10 protein-coding genes and 1 CRISPR repeat array are annotated in these 18,977 nt (G+C 52.5%); of the genes, 8 read left to right on the forward strand and 2 right to left on the reverse strand.

What is annotated here, in order from left to right:
* Positions 1 to 230 precede the first annotated feature (230 nt).
* Entirely contained in the window at positions 231 to 1,307 is a 1,077-nt protein-coding gene (locus tag QZQ29_RS01755) for a 3-dehydroquinate synthase family protein (protein ID WP_296958863.1), read from the reverse strand.
* Positions 1,308 to 1,579: 272 nt separating this feature from the next.
* Between QZQ29_RS01755 and QZQ29_RS01760 the strand changes: the two genes are divergently transcribed.
* From QZQ29_RS01760 to csn2, 6 genes are all read left to right on the forward strand, one after another.
* Positions 1,580 to 2,530, forward strand: coding sequence for a hypothetical protein (locus QZQ29_RS01760; RefSeq protein ID WP_296958866.1), 951 nt, complete (start codon positions 1,580 to 1,582; stop codon positions 2,528 to 2,530).
* A gap of 485 nt (positions 2,531 to 3,015) precedes the next feature.
* A complete protein-coding gene (locus tag QZQ29_RS01765) occupies positions 3,016 to 3,198 on the forward strand; it encodes a hypothetical protein (RefSeq protein WP_296958868.1) in 183 nt (60 codons plus the stop codon).
* 523 nt (positions 3,199 to 3,721) lie between these two features.
* Positions 3,722 to 7,834, forward strand: a complete 4,113-nt coding sequence (gene cas9, locus QZQ29_RS01770) for a type II CRISPR RNA-guided endonuclease Cas9 (RefSeq protein WP_366663861.1) — start codon at positions 3,722 to 3,724, stop codon at positions 7,832 to 7,834.
* Positions 7,831 to 8,715, forward strand: a complete 885-nt coding sequence (gene cas1, locus QZQ29_RS01780) for a type II CRISPR-associated endonuclease Cas1 (RefSeq protein ID WP_296958870.1) — start codon at positions 7,831 to 7,833, stop codon at positions 8,713 to 8,715. The genes cas9 and cas1 overlap by 4 nt, the downstream gene beginning before the upstream one ends.
* A gap of 4 nt (positions 8,716 to 8,719) precedes the next feature.
* Positions 8,720 to 9,025, forward strand: a complete 306-nt coding sequence (gene cas2, locus QZQ29_RS01785; RefSeq protein ID WP_296958872.1) for a CRISPR-associated endonuclease Cas2 — start codon at positions 8,720 to 8,722, stop codon at positions 9,023 to 9,025.
* Complete coding sequence (gene csn2, locus QZQ29_RS01790; protein ID WP_296958874.1) at positions 9,022 to 9,696, forward strand: type II-A CRISPR-associated protein Csn2; 675 nt, start codon at positions 9,022 to 9,024, stop codon at positions 9,694 to 9,696. Before cas2 ends, csn2 begins: the two co-directional genes overlap by 4 nt.
* Before the next feature lie 80 nt (positions 9,697 to 9,776).
* A CRISPR array of direct repeats spans positions 9,777 to 10,538; the repeat unit is 36 nt; unit sequence GTTTGAGAGTGTTGTGATTCTTGATAGTGGTAAAAC.
* Between the two features lie 453 nt (positions 10,539 to 10,991).
* Here the strand turns inward: csn2 and QZQ29_RS01795 are convergent.
* Positions 10,992 to 11,843 carry a 4-(cytidine 5'-diphospho)-2-C-methyl-D-erythritol kinase gene (locus QZQ29_RS01795; RefSeq protein WP_296958876.1) on the reverse strand — a complete coding sequence of 284 codons (852 nt, stop codon included), beginning with the start codon at positions 11,841 to 11,843 and terminating at the stop codon, positions 10,992 to 10,994.
* Positions 11,844 to 13,018: 1,175 nt separating this feature from the next.
* On the opposite strand from QZQ29_RS01795, the gene gltB reads away from it, so the two are divergent.
* Complete coding sequence (gltB, locus tag QZQ29_RS01800) at positions 13,019 to 17,560, forward strand: glutamate synthase large subunit (protein WP_296958878.1); 4,542 nt, start codon at positions 13,019 to 13,021, stop codon at positions 17,558 to 17,560.
* Between the two features lie 492 nt (positions 17,561 to 18,052).
* Positions 18,053 to 18,616, forward strand: a complete 564-nt coding sequence (locus QZQ29_RS01805) for a helix-turn-helix domain-containing protein (RefSeq protein ID WP_296958880.1) — start codon at positions 18,053 to 18,055, stop codon at positions 18,614 to 18,616.
* Positions 18,617 to 18,977: the final 361 nt, after the last annotated feature.

Consider the following 18,977-nt stretch of genomic DNA (forward strand, 5'->3'; position numbering starts at 1 on the left):
CACACCCTTTGAACCCTTTGAACCTTTTGAACCTTCTGAACCCTCACGCCGTAGGCGTGTCCAATAGCGATACCACCATCCTCGGCCCAAAGGGCCGTCGCCCCCCCCCTTCTACACAACCCGCCGCCGCAGGCGGCCATAACCTCCAGCCCCGCAGGGGCTGGACACCTTCCCCTCTGAACCCTCTGAACCTTTTGAACCCTCTGAACCCGGGGCGAAGCCCCCCTTTCTCATCCCTTCAGGAACTGTCCGATTTCCCTTACCGGAAGGGTATAGAGGAAGCCCTCCCCGATTTCCTTGATAAGGGTAATCTGGATGACATCGCCTTTGATTTTCTTGTCGTGTTTCACTGCCTCATAGAGAATATCGTAGGGCACGGTGGTGCTGGTGGGCAGGGACAGGGACTTCAGCACGTACTCCAGCCGGGACGTGGTGCCCCGTTTTGTAAGGCCCTCCAGCTCCGAACGGCGGGTAATGAGGTACATGCCGATGGCCGTGGCCTCACCGTGGGTGATTTCCGCATCATTATATCTAAGGCACCGTTCGATGGCGCCGCCGATGGTATGGCCGAAGTCCAGGATGCGCCGCTCTCCCTTGGAGAACGGGTCGATTTCCACATAATGGGCCTTAATGGTGCAGCAGCGGCGGATGATTTCCGGAAGCACCCGGTAAATATCCATGTCCGACGACACCTGCTCAAAGAGCTCAAACAGCCCTTTATCCGCCACACAGCCCAGCTTCACCGCTTCACCCAGGCCGTTGTGGAAATAACGGCGGGGCAGGGTCTTTGCCATGCCCGGGTCGATGAATACCGCCTTAGGCTGGTAGAAGGTGCCGACCACATTCTTTCCGGCAGGCATGTCCAGATCCAGGGTCACCTTGCCGCCGATGGAACTCCCAATCTGGGACAGCACGGAGGTGGGGAACTGGACATAAGAAATCCCCCGGTGGTACGTAGCTGCCGTAAAGCCGGTGACATCGCCTACCACCCGTCCGCCCAGGGCGATTAAAGTATCGCTGGAGCCCAGACCGAAATCCACCAGGGCACCGTACACCCTGCGCACGATATTCAGGGTGCGGGACTTCTCGCTGGACGGAACCACAATCATCTGCGTGCGGACCCCGGCATCTTCCAGAGACTTCACCAGACTCATGCCGTAGAGCTTGTCAATGCCGTCCTCCGTAATGATGGCCGCCTTCTCCGCCCCCGTCAGGTCCCGGACGGCAGGCCCCGCCTTCCGCACCAGTCCCGTGTCGATGAGAATGTCGTAGGAATCCTTACCAAGGTTAATATGAATTTTATCCATATCCGAATCACCTCTTTCAAATATTCTTAATTTAACTATATTATACATCATAGGTGATAGAAGGTAGAGGGAGAAGATAGACGATAGAAGATAGAAGATAGATGGAAGCGTAAGTGCCGCCCCTCCCGTCATTTCGACCGCAGCGAAGGGGAGTGGAGAAATCTCACGCCTCCATTGACACCGGTGCGGCCCCGGTCTTTTTACATGGACCATCCTGCACTTTGTGAATGACAAGTGATATAGTAATAAAAGAAATAAAAAGGAGGCACAGCGTGAAACAGTCAGTCAGCCATTACATGATGCCCCATGACAGGGAAGAAGAAATAGAAAATGCGGTGCGCCGCCTTCATCTGGACGGCATTGAAAACCTCATATACGGCACCAGTCCTGCTCCCCGTCCGGCGGGGAAAATCACCGTAGGCTGTCATCTGGCCTACTGGCCGGACTGGATGGACTTCTATCTGGGGCGGAAGGATTTCTATGAAAAAGATTTCCCCACAAAAAAGTCCCTCCTGGACACCTTCGGCGGTACCACCGTGGAGGACTGGATAGAGAAAATCCGCCTCAACATCCGCGCCGCTCTTGCGGAAAAGCCGGAGTACCTGGTGTGGCACGTGGCTCACTGCTCTCTGGATGAAATCTGGACCCGCCGCTTCCGCTACACCGACCGGGACGTGCTGAAAGCGGCGGCAGAGGTGTATGGCGCCGTGGCGAAGGAAGTGCCCCATTCGGTGACCGTGCTCTTTGAAAGTATCTTCTGGCCCGGACTTTATACCCTGAAGCCTGAGGAAGTGGATTATTTCTTCCGTCTCCTTCCGGGGGAAAACACCGGTATCATGCTGGACACGGGGCACCTGATGAATACGAATCCGGACCTTGTGACCGAAGAAGACGGCGCACGCTATGTGCTGAGCGTGGTGAACCGGCTGAGCTCCCTGAAGTCCCTCATCAAAGGCATCCACCTCAGCTGCTCCCTCTCCGGCGCCTACCGGAAAAGTCTCTCCGGAAGGGTTCCCAATCAGGTAACACCGGATGTCATCAGCCGCCACATTACCTCCATCGACCAGCACCGCCCCTTCACCACCGGCGCAGCCCGGGAAATCGTGGACTCCATAGAACCGGACTACCTGACCCACGAACTCTTCGGCACCGATTTCACCATCCCCGAAGACAAAGTGCGCCTCCAGATGAAGGCGGCGGGCCTATGGAAAGAGGGACAGTGAGATAGCCACAGGTCCCTTTGGACTATATGGACAGAGAAGCGAGGGGAGCCATCCCCGGTCACTATGTCCCGCCGGCGCGCATCCATGGAAGGCGGGATGGCCGGGCATGGAATGTCCGCTTCTTATCAGCCGGCTGAAAAATGAAAACGAAACAAAAAACTTCCTGAAAACCTCAAAACCGGGCCTCCCTGTGCACCGGCCTGCGACTTGGGGGATTTCAGGAAGTTTTTGTGCTTTCAGGGGACTTTTGATTTGATATGTACAGAAAAAGAAAGCAGGCTGCTGTAAAAAATAGTATAATAAAGAAAATGACCGGCTGCTATGTGACGGTCATTCGGCATGCGTTTCCTTAGCTTACATGAAGCGCATGGGAAAAGTCGCTTCCCTCACGGGAAGCGTGGATTGAAATCCAGGTTATAGAAGCGCAGGCTGTCTGCGTCTTGTCGCTTCCCTCACGGGAAGCGTGGATTGAAATGATGTAGCAAATGGCAATCCCAATGGCGATTCCGATTGCCACCCTTGCGGGAAACCGTGAGGAGCAGAAACTTCCTGAAACTCTAAAAGCAGGTCACTGCCACAGGAGATTCAGGAAGTTTTTTGTGCGTTCAGGGGACTCCTCTGTATATGGAAAGGAGATAGATCAGGCTGCCGATTTCTTCTGCAGATGAGGATTATAGGAATTCCTTTTATCCGTAAGATTAATTTTTGATAAAAATTCAGGATTTTTTTGCGGAGCGACAGAGTGTGTCATGCCTCTGAGTATAATAGAAGTAGAAGGTAACATGCTTTAGGTAGAAGGCGTAGACCGGTCACTCATGATATAATGAGTTTAATGATAAAATGAGTTCATAGGAAATCCTTTTTATATTATTGGAGAAGGGATGATTATGATGATGGACAGGACAGCAGGGAAGGCGGCAGAAGAGGCTTTTTCAGGCTCTGTTATTTCATGTCTTTTGGGATATGAGATAATGGAGCCTTTTGTTGTGCGTATATCCGGGTAAATAAAAAGAACCCCCGAAGGAGTTCTTTTATCCACACACTGTGGGGTCACCGAAGTGACGATTTGAATGAATTTTTATTTGAACTTGTGTTGTGATCGGATAGTGGTAAGTTATCCTGATACTTACAGGATACTCCAATTCAGGGAGGGTGTCAATGATGAAAGAATAAAAAAATTATTTTGTTGGTTTGGATATGGGAACAACTTCCGTAGGATGGGCGGCAACGGATGAAAATTATGAAATCATCAAGAAAAATGGAAAGGCTCTCTGGGGTATCCGCCTTTTTGAAGAGGCACAGACGGCAGCAGAGAGAAGAATGCATAGAATTTCCCGCAGGAGAATCGAACGAAGGTCCCGCCGCATTGATTTGCTGCAGGAATTGTTTGCCCAGGAAATCTGTAAAAAGTATCCGGGATTTTATGAAAGGCTGAATGAAAGCGGCCTGTATGAGGAAGACAAGAAGGTCCATCAGAAAAACAGCCTTTTCAATGATGTTGATTTTGATGATAAGGCATATTACAAGGAATATCCGACCATCTATCATCTTCGGTATGATTTGATGACAAAGGACAGGCCCTTTGATGTGCGGCTGGTTTATCTGGCTGTCCATCATATTCTGAAACATCGGGGTCATTTCTTGTTTGACAATTTCCGGATCGATGAAAATGGAGCTTCCGGATTTGATGAAAGTTTTGCTGCCTTCGGGAATGCGCTGTACCGGATTCGAGGGATTTCCCTGGATGTACGCGGGACTGATACGGTAAAAGATATTTTCAGAAATAAAAAACTGGGAGTGAAAGAAAAGGCGAAAGCCCTGCTGCAGGCGCTGGGAAAAGAGAAAGAAAAAGACTTCAAAGCCATGATGACTTTGGCTGCGGGCGGTACTGCGCTGCTCAGTGATATATTGGGCGAAGAAGGGCTGAAGGGTTTTGAGAAAAATAAAGTAAGTTTTTCCAGTGCCCAGTTTGAAGAAAACGAGCCGGACATTATGGCAGAACTGGGAGACCGCTATGATCTCATTGCAGCTCTCCACGGGCTTTATAATTGGTCACTTCTGGCGGAGCTTATGGGAAATTACCGGTATATTTCAGAAGCCAAAAAAGCCATTTATAATAAGCATAAAGAAGATTTAGAAGTATTAAAACGGGTGCTCAAGCAGAATCCGGCTGTCTACGCCAAAATTTTTAAAGAGCCCGGCAGCAAGTCCAATAAAAATTACAGTGCCTATGTGGGAGTATGTAAAGTCAAAGGGAAAAAGGCGGCCATTGATAAATGCAGCTATGAGGATTTCGCCAAAACGCTGAAATCCTGCCTGAAGGATCTGCCGGACAGCAAAGATACGGAATATATCAGCCGGGAACTGGAGCAGGGAACGTTCCTTCCCAAGTCCGTGACTAAGGAAAACGGTGTTATCCCCTACCAGCTGCATTTACAGGAATTGAAGAAAATTCTTGCCAATGCGGAGAAGTACCTTCCGTTCTTAAAAATTAAGGATGCCTATGGCACAGTGTCTGACAAGATTATCAGTCTCTTTACTTTCCGCATTCCTTATTATGTGGGGCCGGTAAATGAGCATGCGAACAGCTGTTGGGCAGTGAAAAAGGATAAGAAGGGAAAAGTATATCCCTGGAATTTCAGTGAAAGAATCGATGTGGAAAAATCGGCGGAAGGTTTCATCCGTAATCTGACCAATAAATGTACCTATCTCATCGGTGAAGATGTGCTGCCGAAAAACTCCCTGCTCTATTCTGAGTTCACAGTCCTTAATGAATTGAATAATGTAAGAATCGGGGAAAATGCGCAGAAACTGTCTCCGGAACTGAAAGAAAAGGTATTGGAAAATCTTTTCAAGAAACACAAGCATGTGAGCAGAAGAAAATTTATTAACTATCTTGTGACAGAAGGCATAGATAAAAAAGAAGCAGAATCCATTTCCGGACTGGACGGGGACTTCAAGAGCAGCCTTTCTTCCCTGATTGACCTGACAAATATTTTGGGTAATGATTTCAGTCGGGAAGACGGGGAGCAGATGATTAAGGATATCACCATATTCGGAGGAGACAGGAAAATGCTTAAGTCCCGCCTTCACCGTGAATTTCCCTATCTGACTCCGGAGCAGCTGACCCGGTTAATACATCTTTCCTATCAGGGATGGGGAAGGCTGTCCAAAGAATTACTGGTCAACCTTCTGCCGACGGAAAAATCTACTGGTGAAGTCCTGGTGGATAAAGGGTCTGGAGAGGTGTTGAATATCATTTCCGCCATGGAACAGACCTCCTATAACCTGATGGAACTTTTAAGCAGCCGTTTCGGTTATGCAAAGGCCATTGAAGAGAGAAATCGGGAAAAAGAAGGCAATGGGACCATCAGTTACCAGGATGTAGAGGATATGTATATCTCTCCGGCAGTGAAAAGGCCGCTCTGGCAGGCACTGAAAATCGTCCGGGAAATCGTAAAGATTCTGGGAAAAGAGCCTTCGAAAATCTTTATCGAAATGGCCAGGGAAAATGGAGAGAAAGGCAAAAGGACGATTTCCAGAAAAGCACGCCTCCAGGAGCTTTATAAGAAGTGCAGGGATGATTCCAGAGACTGGGCAAAAGAACTGGCAGAAAAGCCGGAAGAAGATTTCCGAAGCGACCGGCTCTATCTTTACTATACCCAGATGGGCCGCTCCATGTACACAGGGAAACCCATCGACATGAATCAGCTCTTTGACCGGAATGTATATGACATAGACCATATTTATCCCCAGTCCCTGAGCGGCGATGACAGCCTGGACAACCGGGTACTGGTGGAAAAAACGGTGAATGCGAAGAAAGGAGATACCTATCCTCTGGGAAGCGCCCTGGACGGATGCCATATCGGCGGGCAGATTCATATCCAGGATATCCAGAAGGAAATGAGACCCTTCTGGCGGATGCTTCTTGAAAAAGAATTGATTTCCAAAGAGAAATATAACCGCCTCTCCAGAACCACACCGCTGACGGATACGGAAAAGGCGGCCTTCATCGGTCGGCAGCTGGTGGAAACCAGGCAGAGCACGAAGGCCTGTGCAGAACTTTTGAGCAAAGCCTACCCGGAGGCCCGGATTGTCTATACCAAGGCGGGCAATGCGTCCCGCTTCCGGCAGTATGGCGGCTTCATCAAGGTGCGCGACATGAACGACTACCACCACGCCAAAGATGCCTATCTGAATATTGTGGTAGGAAATGTTTTCGATACCCGGTTCACCGCCAATCCCCTCCATTTCCTGAAAGGAAATCATCCGGTGTACAGCTTGAACACAGAAGCTCTGTATGGTCATAAGGTCAGCCGCAGCGGTGTGGATGCATGGATTCCACCTGAAAAGGACGATGAAGGACATATCATGGCCGGTCATGAAGGTACCATGGGGACTGTACGGAAATGGATGAGAAAGAACAATATCCTCTTTACAAGGATGCCCCTTGAGGGTAAAGGTGGACTCTTTGACCAGACCATCATGAAAAAAGGAAAAGGACAGGTGCCCCTTAAGGGAGATTCGCCGGTGTCGGATATAGAGAAATACGGCGGATATAATAAGGCGTCTGCGGCTTACTTTGTGTTAACTAAGTCAAAATTGGATGAAGATACTGTGTATACACTGGAAACAATTCCATTAATTTTAAAAGCGAAGATGCAGACAAATAAAGATCAGGAAGTTTATATACAGGAGCAGTGGGAAAAGAATGGGAAAAAGATGAGAAATCCAACTGTCTGCCTTAGGCATATATCGATACAATCTCTCCTTGAAATTAATGGATTTAAAGCGCACCTTTCCGGAAAAAATGGCAGGACATTTTTGTTAAGAAATGCAGAACAGCTTTGTATGAATGATGATGATGCGGCCGTTTTAAAAAGAATTCTTAAATTTAATGAGAGAGCAAACTTATCCAAAAAAGGTACGGCGCTTTCTATTAATCCCTTTGACAATATACAAGAAGACGACGTAAATCGGTTATATCATATATTTGAAGATAAGCTGACGAATCAGGTGTATAAAGTCAAACTGAGTAAGCAGGCAGCTGTACTGAAAAAGGGGGAAAAAGCATTCAACGCACTCACCCTGGAACAGAAATGCAAACTGATTGGCGAGATCCTGCACTTATGCCAGTGTAATGTTGTAAATGCTGACTTACAGTTAATTGGTGGAGCTAAAAATGCAGGTGCCTTAACTATGAATACGCAGATTTATCCAAAGGACCATGTCTACCTGATAGAACAGTCCGTCGCCGGATTCTTTGAAAAGCGCATCTTACTGGCGCCTTATGGTGAAAAATGAGCTGGCGCACAGTGGTCCTGGCCAACCGGGCCAAGGTGGAATACAGCATGGGGTACATGGTTATCCGCGAAAAAGAGGTACACCGGATTTTTATGGATGAAATCGGCACTATTCTGATAGCCACTCCGGCGGCCGCTTTTACGGGCGTATGGGTAAGCGAATGCCTGAAGCGGAAAATCAAGATTATCTTTTGCGATGAAAAGCGGAATCCGGCAGGAGAAGTGCTGCCCTACTGCGGCAGCCATGACTCCAGCCGTCAGATTCGATCCCAGATTCATTGGGAAGAAGGAACAAAGGCCCGGATATGGCAATCCATCATCAAAGAAAAAATCAGGAACCAGGCCCAGGTGCTTGAGGAGTATGACCATGAAAAAGAAGCAGCCATGCTGCAGGCCTACAGGGATGATGTGGAGGACGGAGACAGTACCAATCGGGAAGGCCATGCGGCCAAGGTGTACTTCAATGCCCTCTGGGGCAGGGAATTTTCCCGCCGCGAACCGTCTACGGTGAATGGAGCCCTTAATTATGGATATGCCATCATCCTTTCCGCCTGCAATAGAGAAGCAGCGGCATCAGGATATATGACCCAGCTGGGCCTGTTTCATGACAATATATTCAATCCATACAATCTGGGCAGTGATTTGATGGAGCCCTTTCGGCCCCTGGTAGACAGGATGGTGCTATCTATGAAATTGGAAGATCAGCTCACACCGGAAAATAAAAAGAATCTGGTCAATCTATTGAACCGGAAGGTCGTCATACAGGACCGGCTTACTACCGTCACGCAGGCCATCGGTATTTACAGCCGCAGTGTATTCCGGGCCATGGAAGAAAAAGACCCGGCAGGCATTGCCTTTTATCGGCTGCCCGATGAAGGGTAGATTTATGAGAGTCATGGTGCTGTTTGACCTGCCTGTAGAAACAGCAGAAGAAAGACGGGCCTATACGGCCTTCCGAAAACAGCTGATTCGAAAAGGCTTCGTAATGATGCAGGAGTCGGTGTATACCAAAATCGTGCAGAACCCTCCGGCGGCCAGGGCGGTGATTTCTTATATCCGCTCTGTCAGCCCGAAGGCAGGGCTGATACAGGTGCTGGTGATTACAGAAAAACAATATGCCGGTATGGAGCTCATTATAGGCAAGGTGCAGAAAGAAATCATTGATACCAATGAAAAGCTGGTGATTCTATGAAACTAGTACATCCGGATTGGGAAAAACCGGTGATTCTGGATGGCACAAAGGTACCGCTCATTTCCATAGAAAATCCTCAGTGCCTATACCATACGCTGAAGGAATTGGAGGAAGAAAGCCGGACGGGAATAGGGAATTTCGTGCTCAGTCATGGTGGCAGAATCCTGGATATGAAAAAACAGTTCCTTTTTGTGCCCAGCCCCTGGGATATGGACCTGAATGCCCGCAAACTGACTACGAAACTCCTGGCCTGCCTCATCGGAAAGGCACAGGATGAAACATATTATCGGAAATCAGAAGAACTTTGCGGTGCAGTCCAAAACTGGCTGGAAGAAATTACTACGGAAATTCCCCTGCCCGTGGCTTACGACCTGGATGTGGACATGGAAGCCTTCTTCAAAGCCCTTCATGTCCATCTGGAAGAACAGGGTGAAAGTCTGGCAGAAAGAATGCTCACCTTCATGAAGTCCTGGGATATCCTTTGCGGTGAAACGGGTTTTGCCTTCTATGGCTTTCGGAATCTGCTGCCTTCAGAAGAAAGAAACCTCTTCTATGAAAATGCCAAAGAAGAAAATCTCAACTTTGTTCTCATAGAAGGCCCCTGCCATGATACAATAGAGACAGAGGATCTCTTCATTATTGATAAGGATTTATGCCAAATTTTTGAATAATGATACACCGTCAAGAGTTGCGCCGCCCGGTGTAAGCGGATACACTTGCAGAGAACCGATGCATGAAAATGCAATTTGAGGTTTGAGAGTGTTGTGATTCTTGATAGTGGTAAAACTTCGTGAACGTGGGAAACACCATCCAGAAGGTTTGAGAGTGTTGTGATTCTTGATAGTGGTAAAACCGCTACAGACCGGCTGAAGCTGGTGGTGCCGTTTGAGAGTGTTGTGATTCTTGATAGTGGTAAAACAATCATGTAGTTCACAAGTCCCCGGTCTATGTTTGAGAGTGTTGTGATTCTTGATAGTGGTAAAACACTGAAGCTTCACGGCCTGCTTCGCGATGAGTTTGAGAGTGTTGTGATTCTTGATAGTGGTAAAACACCGAAGGCACCTGCCACACCGCGGGTCAAGTTTGAGAGTGTTGTGATTCTTGATAGTGGTAAAACATTCATAATTCTAAAATACCAATGATCTCTGTTTGAGAGTGTTGTGATTCTTGATAGTGGTAAAACGGGCGGAAATATGGTTTTCCTGCATTGTCCGTTTGAGAGTGTTGTGATTCTTGATAGTGGTAAAACCATTAAGATAGATGTTATACCCTTTTACGTGTTTGAGAGTGTTGTGATTCTTGATAGTGGTAAAACTAAGTCAAATGGAGGTAGATCTAAATGGACGTTTGAGAGTGTTGTGATTCTTGATAGTGGTAAAACTTCTGCCAACGTGCATAAGCAGCGTTTCGCGTTTGAGAGTGTTGTGATTCTTGATAGTGGTAAAACGCACTAATAGACTACATGCGAGATAGAGACGTTTGAGAGTGTTGTGATTCTTGATAGTGGTAAAACCACCTTATCCGGCTGAAGCGCTATGGAGTTTTTACAAAACGGCGGCATGGACAGCAGTCGCTTCCCCGCGGGAAGCGTGGATTGAAATTTCTGTAAACAAAAAAGAAGCGGTGGCCCCAACCATCGGCAAGCCGGTGGAGGATTTACAGGGGCCAAACGCTTCTTATACTGTAAGTGCAGCAGATGCACTCATAGGAGGCAAGGATAGAAAAGGTAGATACTACGTCAAAGACGTCGATTCCTTCGCGGGCAGCATGGATTGGAATGATGGATGGTAAAGTTCTGTATCTAAAGTGAAATGTATGATGGCAGGAAAATAAAAGTGATGTATATAGGCCCGTCCCTTTGAGGGGCTGGCGGTATAAATTCCTTCATTATTAAGAGCCCCCATTTTACAAAAGTGCGGCATGCCGCATGTTTATAAAATGGGGGTTCTTTTTTCGTCGGAAAGTTTTATTTTCCCACTGTCTCTGCTTCTTCCACGAACCAGAGGGGGTGGGCTTTTTTGAGTCTGCTTCGAAGGGGGGCGGCTTCTTCCCTGTTTTCCAGCACCAGGAAGAAGGCGGAGCCGGAGCCGGTCATGAGGACGGGGCGGGAGAGAGAACGGAGTGCGGCGGCTGTTTCTTTGAGGATGGGGTTCAGCGGGAAGAGGGCGTCTTCGAAGTCGTTTGCAAGGGAGGAAAGGAGGCGGCGGCGGTCTTTGGTTTCCAGTGCTTTCACGCAGTCTTCGGTGCTGTCTTTCCGGCGGCGGGGGAGGGCGTCTATGGCGGCGTAGGCTTTGGCGGTGGATACGGAGGCCTGGGGGCGGACGATGAGGAGGGGAATGGCTTCCCATGGGGGAAGGGCGGTGAGTTTGTCGCCGATGCCCGTGCAGCGGGCGGCGCCGCCGATGACGCAGAAGGGCACGTCGGCGCCCAGGGAGGCGCCCATGGCTGCAAGGGATTCCGGGGTATCTCCTGTTTCATAGAGCGCAGACAGTCCCCGAAGGACGGCGGCGGCGTCGGAGGAGCCGCCGCCCATGCCTGCTTCCGAGGGGATTTCTTTGGCAAGGGTCATGGAGACGCCGCTGGAAATATGTTTTTCCTGAAGGAAAAGTTCCGCTGCCTTCACCATGAGGTTGTCCCGCCCTGCCGGGGCGCTGCCTTTCACCACGGCAAGGCTGACGGTGTCCGCCTTTTCCAAGGTAATGGTGTCATGGAGGGAGATGGAGTGCATGACGGAGTCAATGTCATGGTATCCGTCCGCTCGCTTCCTTCCGACGGACAGGGTGAGGTTGATTTTTGCATAGGCTGTTTCCTGTATCATTTCGTGCTCCTTGTGGAAATAGATTTTCTTTATTATATCCTATGGCGGGGGAACTGTCCGCTTTTCGCTGGTGTGATGGAAAATGAAGGAAGGCGCCTTCGGCGCCTATATAAATGCTGCCTATCGGCAGCACCCCCTTTGGTGGCTGGCGCCACCACGGATAAAAGGGTTTTCAAGATTGACGGGGCTTTCGCCCCGAGGGTTCTAAGGTTTGACACAGCCTACGGCTGTGAGGGTTGTGGTATCGCCTGACGGCGATGAGTATAAATGCTGCCTGTCGGCAGCACCCCCTTTGGTGGCTGACGCCACCACCTTGCCCGCTGGGAAGCGTGTCACTGGATTCTCGGTCGCCTATCGGCTCCCTACGAATCCAGTTCCTTTGCCACCCCCTATTCAGGGGGCACTATGGGTGCTGGGCAATGGCGGCAATGTGAGTTTATGGCAGCAGCGGAGAGAAAACCATACAACCGGGCTTCGCCCGGAGGAAAACAAGCCAACCGCCCTGTCGGGCGCTTGAAATGCACCCCTTCTGCCGCCTATCGGCGGCGTCTCCCCCGGAGGGGGAGATTTGCTCTCCACTCAGCTTCTGGACTCATAAGTATCTCAAGGCATAGCGCCGCTAAAACTTCCCCCTCCGGGGTGGCAAGCGAACGTGATTTGTAAGGGAGCAAAGCGACCTGAAAATCACGTGAGACGCTTTCCCGTGGAGAAGTACCGCCGCAGGCGGGGATAGGGGTGCATTTCCAACGGGCGCAGCCTGGTTTTACGGTTTTCGCTGCCTATGGCAGCGCTGCCGCCGATAGGCGGCAATAAATCTCATCGCCGCGAAGCGGCGATACCACACCCTCTGAACCTTATGAACCCTCTGAACCCTCACGCCCGGAGGGCGTGTCCAATGGCGATACAACCACCCTCAGCCGCCAAAGGCGGCTGTCGCCCCCTGAGCACAGCGAACATAACCCTTTGCCCGAAGGGCAAAGCCCCTTCGCCCGCGGAGCGGGCGTCAACCTTTTCTACTTTCCCACTTTCCCACTGTCCCACCAGCCCACTATTTCCCTATTTACCCTTCTTTACCATAGTGCTATAATACGAATTACAACATAAGTTTTCCGAAGCCGGACCATGCAGCTCTTTTTGCTGCGGGTCCGGCTTTTTTTCGACGGGAGGCGTGGAGTATGGGAGATGTATGGAGAGATTTACCGAAGGCCCAGGGGCTGTATGATCCGAGGAATGAGCATGATGCCTGCGGCATCGGGTTTGTGGCGGATATCAAGGGGAAAAGGTCCTATGGCATTGTGGACGACGCATTGAAGATTCTGGAGAACCTGAAGCACCGGGGCGGTGAGGGGGCGGACCAGAGGAGCGGCGACGGCGCAGGGATTCTGACCCAAATTCCCCATGAGTTTTTCCAGCGGGAGTGCGAGGTGCTGGGGTTCCATCTGCCCCAGGAGGGGGAGTACGGGGTCGGCATGATTTTTGCGCACCGGTACCATGATTTCCGGGAGGAGCAGAAGCGTATTTTTGAGGAAATCGTGAAGGAAGAGGGGCAGACGGTGCTGGGCTGGCGGGAGGTTCCCATTGATGAGAGCCTTATCGGCGAGGAGGCCAAGCGCATACGGCCCCATTTCCTGCAGGTGTTTATCGGGCGGAATCCGGAGCTCACGGAGCCCATGGATTTTGAGAGGAAGCTCTACATCATCCGGCGGCGGGCGGAGAAGAAAATCATTCCGCTCTCCGAAGGCATGGGCACCGATTTCTACATTGCCTCTCTGTCTTCGAAGACCATTGTGTACAAGGGCATGCTCACCAGCGACCAAATGCGCCATTTCTACCTGGATCTGTCGGATCTGGATTTCAAGACGGCCATGGCCATGGTCCATTCCCGTTTCAGTACGAACACTTTCCCCAGCTGGGCAAGGGCCCATCCGAACCGCTATATTGTGCACAATGGGGAAATCAATACCATCCGCGGCAATATCAACTGGCTGAATGCCCGGGAGAGCAAGTCCCGGCCCTCCGATTATCCGGAACTGGCCAAGGCCTTCCCGGTGGTGGATGCCACAGGCAGCGATTCCGCCATGTTTGACAACTGTCTGGAGTATCTCCACATGGCCGGCCATTCCCTGGCCCACGCCATGATGGTCATGATTCCGGAGCCCTGGGAGAAGGACCCCTCCATGAGCCGGGAGAAGAAGGATTTTTACCGGTACCACAATTTCATGATGGAGCCCTGGGACGGACCGGCGGCCATCTGCTTCTGCGACGGTGTGGTCATCGGCGGCATGCTGGACAGGAACGGCCTGCGTCCGGCCCGGTACTACGTGATGAAGGATGACCGGGTCATCCTGTCGTCTGAGGTGGGCTCGGTGCCGGTGGACCAGAAGGATGTGCTTTACAAGGGACGCCTGGAGCCGGGGAAGATTTTCCTCATCGACACGTCCCAGCAGCGCATCGTGGGGGACGAGGAAATCAAGCACAACATGGCGAAGGCCCATCCCTATGGCGCCTGGTGCCGGGAGCATATCCTGGACCTCAAGGACCTGCCCAAGGGGGAGCGGCAGGCGCCGGAGCATCTGGAGGAGCAGCAGCGGGCCTTCGGCTATACCCAGGAGGACCTGCGAGACATGATTATCCCCATGGCCCAGACCGGAAAGGACCCGGTAGGCGCCATGGGCATGGACTCGCCGCTGCCGGTACTGTCGGAGCGGCCGCATCTCCTGTACGACTATTTCCAGCAGAACTTCGCCCAGGTCACGAATCCGCCTATTGACGCTATTCGGGAGTCCATCGTCACTTCCTCCACGGTGTATGTGGGAAATATGGCCAACATTATGGACCCCGACGAAAGGGGCACCGCCGCCCTGGCCATGGACAGGCCGCTCCTCACCAATGAGGAAATGGAAGCGGTGAAGCATCTGCAGGATGACCGCCTCCGTCCGGTGGTGCTGTCCCTTCTCTATCCGGAGGGGAAGGGGGAAATGGAGAAAGCCCTGGACGGTCTCTTTGCCAAAGCCCTCTCCGCGGTGAAGGCGGGGCACAATATCCTCATCCTCTCGGACCGGGGCGTGGACAGGGAGCACCTGGCCATTCCCGCCCTTCTGGCATCGGCGGGACTTCACAATTTCCTCATCCGGGAGAAGGTCAGGCCGGATGTGGGCATTATCCTGGAGTCCGGTGAGCCCCGGGAAGTGCACCATTTCTGCACCCTCATCGGCTATGGCGCCACCGCCATCAATCCCTACCTGGCCCTGGACACGGCGGCGGACCTGGCGGAAAAGGGGAAGCTGGGACATATGACGGTGGAGGAGGCCCTCAAGAATTACATGGACGCATCGGTGAAGGGCATACTCTCCGTCATGTCCAAGATGGGGATTTCCACGGTGAAGAGCTACCACGGCGCCCAGATTTTTGAAGCCCTGGGCATTGGGAAGGAAGTGGCAGACACCTATTTTGGAGAGACCGCCTCCCCGGTGGGCGGCCTGGGCCTTTCGGATATAGAAGAGGAAAACAGGAAACGCCACGAAGAGGCCTATGAAAGGAAACGGGGCCTTCCGGCGGGGGATGTTTTCAAATACCGCAGAAACGGCGACGAGCCCCACATCCTCACGGCAGAGGTCATCCGCCTCCTGCAGCAGGCCTGCCGCACCGGCAGTTACGAAATCTATAAAGTCTATGCGAAGAAGGTGAATGAGCCCCTCATCCGGCTCCGGGACCTTTTGGATTTCACCTATCCCGCCGGCTGCAGCATTCCCATCGAAGAAGTGGAAAGCGCGGACTCCCTGATCCGCCGTTTCCGCACCGGTGCCATGAGCTACGGCGCTTTAAGCAAAGAGGCCCATGAGTGCATTGCCAAAGCCATGAACCACCTTCACAGCCGCAGCAACACCGGCGAAGGGGGCGAGGATGCGGAGCGCTTTGCGCCCCTTCCGGACGGCAGCAGCGTGAACGATGAAATCAAGCAGGTCTCCACTGCCCGTTTCGGTGTCACCGGCAATTATCTGGTCCACGGCTCGGAAATCCAGATTAAATGCGCCCAGGGTGCTAAGCCCGGCGAAGGAGGGCACCTGCCCGGCAGCAAAGTGGACCCCGCCATCGCCCGCACCCGCCATGCCACGCCGGGGGTATCCCTCATTTCCCCGCCGCCCCATCATGACGTGTACTCCATCGAAGACCTGGCGGAGCTTATCTTCGACCTGAAGAATGCGAACCCGAAGGCGGAAATCAACGTGAAACTCACCGCCGGCAGCGGCGTAGGCACCATTGCGGCCGGCGTGGTGAAGGCCAAGGCCGACGGCATCACCATCAGCGGCTATGACGGCGGCACCGGCGCCTCTCCTAGGACCAGCATGCGCCATGCCGGCCTCCCCTGGGAAATCGGACTTTCCGAAGTGCAGCAGGTGCTCCTTCTGAACCAGCTTCGGGACCGGGTGAAACTGGAAACCGACGGGAAACTCTTAACCGGCAGGGACGTGGCCATCGCCGCCCTTCTGGGGGCTGAGCGTTTCAGCTTCTGTACGGGCCCCCTCGTCGCCCTGGGCTGCCAGATGTATCGGGTGTGCAACAGAAACACCTGCCCCCTGGGCATCTGCACACAGGATGAAAAACTGAGGAAACGGTTTGCCGGAAAACCGGAGTACCTGGAAAACTTCATGCGCTTCGTGGCTGAAGACCTCCGGGAAATCATGGCCCGCCTGGGCTTCCGCCGTCTGGAGGACATGGTGGGAAGAAGCGACCGCCTGAAGCAGAAGGGCCTCACCGGCAATGCCAAGGCGGACACCCTCCACCTGGACGCCCTCCTCTTCCGTCCCTATACGGATATTTCCGTGGGCCACCATTTCATGAAAGAGCAGGACCATGAAATGGAAAAGACCCTGGACATGGCCAAGCTGGTGCGCATGTGCAAGCCCGCCCTGGAGGAGAAAAAGCCGGTCAGGGCCAAACTCTTTATCAAGAATACGAACCGCGTCACCGGCACCATCGTGGGCAGCGAGATTTCCAGGCGCTATGGCGAAGAAGGACTGCCGGAAGACACCATACGCCTCTCCTTCGTAGGCTCCGCCGGCCAGAGCTTTGGCGCCTTCATCCCTAAAGGCCTCACCCTCACCCTGGAAGGGGACGCCAACGACTACGCCGGCAAAGGACTCTCCGGCGGCAAAATTATCATCTACCCGCCAAGAAATGCTTCCTTCAAAGCCGAAGACAACGTCATCATCGGAAACGTGGCTTTCTTCGGCGCCACCGGCGGCAAAGCCTTCGTCTCCGGCAGAGCCGGCGAACGGTTCTGCGTGAGAAACAGCGGCGCCACGGTGGTGGTGGAAGGCGTGGGCAACCACGGCCTGGAATACATGACCGGCGGACGGGCCGTCATCCTGGGACCCACCGGCCTCAACCTGGCAGCCGGCATGTCCGGCGGCACCGCCTACGTGGTGGACCTGGACGAAAGAAAACTGAACCATGAAATGGTCCACGCCGAGCCCCTGGACAATCCGGAAGAAGCGGAAGAAGTGCGGAAACTCATCGAAGAACACTACATCTGCACCAGGAGCGAAAGGGCAGAGGAAATCCTGGCCCAGTGGAACCGATTCCTCCCCCGCATCAGCCGCGTCATCCCCAAGGACTATGAAGCCATGGAAAAAGAAATCCGCCGCTTCATGAAACAGGGCAAGACAAGGGAAGAAGCGGAAAAAGAAGCCTTTAGAGAAAAATTCGGGAAGTAGGGCTGGCGGGAGACGTCAGACGGTCAGAAACTTCCTGCTGTCCGCTATCGGCTGTCGGCTTACCGCTGGCCTGCGGGAAGGTAAGCACGTAACGCTGACTATAAATCTCATCGCCCGAAGGGCGATACCACAACCCTCGGGCCGAAGGCCCGTCAAACTTTAGAACCCTAAGAACCCTCGGCCCTTTAGGGCCGTCAACCCTCACCCCTAAAGGGGAAACGACTCACTATGATTTGTGCGTCGCTTTGCTCCTTCAAATCATGTTCGCTGTGCACGCCACAGGCGTGTCCATAAAAAATCAGTTTCCTCTTTTTACGGAATAAAGGAAATCCCCCTGCCATGGAGCGCAGGGGGACTTCTTTTTCTTACAGGACATGGAGCCTGAAGAAGCCTGTTTCCATACTGCTGCACAGAACTTGCGTTCTGATTCGTTTCCGAATATGCTGAGTGTAACCGCGGAAATACACAGGGCATGCCGGAAACGGACAGTATATGACAAAGGAAGAACTGTATGAAGAAGAAAGAAAATTGATTGTAAAGGCCAAGGCAGGGGACAGGGACGCCATGGCGGCCCTCATTGGGCGCTATGAGCCCCTTTTCAGGAAACTGGCTGCCGGGGAGACCCGGATGGATTGGGAAGACATCCGCCAGGACCTGTCGGTGTCCTTTCTGGAGGGGGTGAAGGCCTTCGAGCCGGAAAAGGGCACCTATTTCCCCTACTACATACGGCAGCGGCTGTATTGGGAAAAACTGCACATGGTGGAAAGGATGATGAAACGGTGTTCCCAGGAAATCCAGTCCCTGGCGGGAGTGGAGAATATCCCCGATGAATCCAAAAGCGGCAGGGATCATCTGGAGGTACTGCAGGAAATCGCGAAGAGCCTCCCCCTGTCGGCAAATGAAAGGGCCCTTCTTTCCGCCCTCCTCCGGGGAGAGAGGGTGGAAGATATGGCGGAAAAACTGGCCATGAGCCGGGCCTCCTGCTATCGCCTCCGGGCGAAGCTCTTTATGACCCTTCGGAAGGAAAAGGAGCGGTTCTGGGAAATGGTGGGGTAGGGTAGATGGTAGAAGATAGAAGATAGACGGGCTGTATTCCTGAACGCAAGAGGGCTCAGGCGCCTGCGGCGCCCGGGTTCTATCGGTCATGTGCTGACGCACTGACCGATGGGTTCTGCCCACAGAGCGGGCTGGTTCAGAGGGGAGTGTTTTATGCTGCCTGTCGGCAGCGCCCCCTTTGGTGGCTGGCGCCACCACCTTTCCCCCGCAAGCGGGGGAACAACAACCCGTGCTTAAATTAGAGCAAATTATGAGATATCAGACCCGCGGAGCTTTATTGTCCCACCGCTTTTGCGGGGGGAAGGTGGTTCCGTAAGGCACCAAAGGGGGGAAAGCGGCCAACGGCCGCTAATCACCGTAC

The sequence above is a fragment of the uncultured Dialister sp. genome, assembly GCF_900538805.1.
Lineage (GTDB): Bacteria > Bacillota > Negativicutes > Veillonellales > Dialisteraceae > Dialister.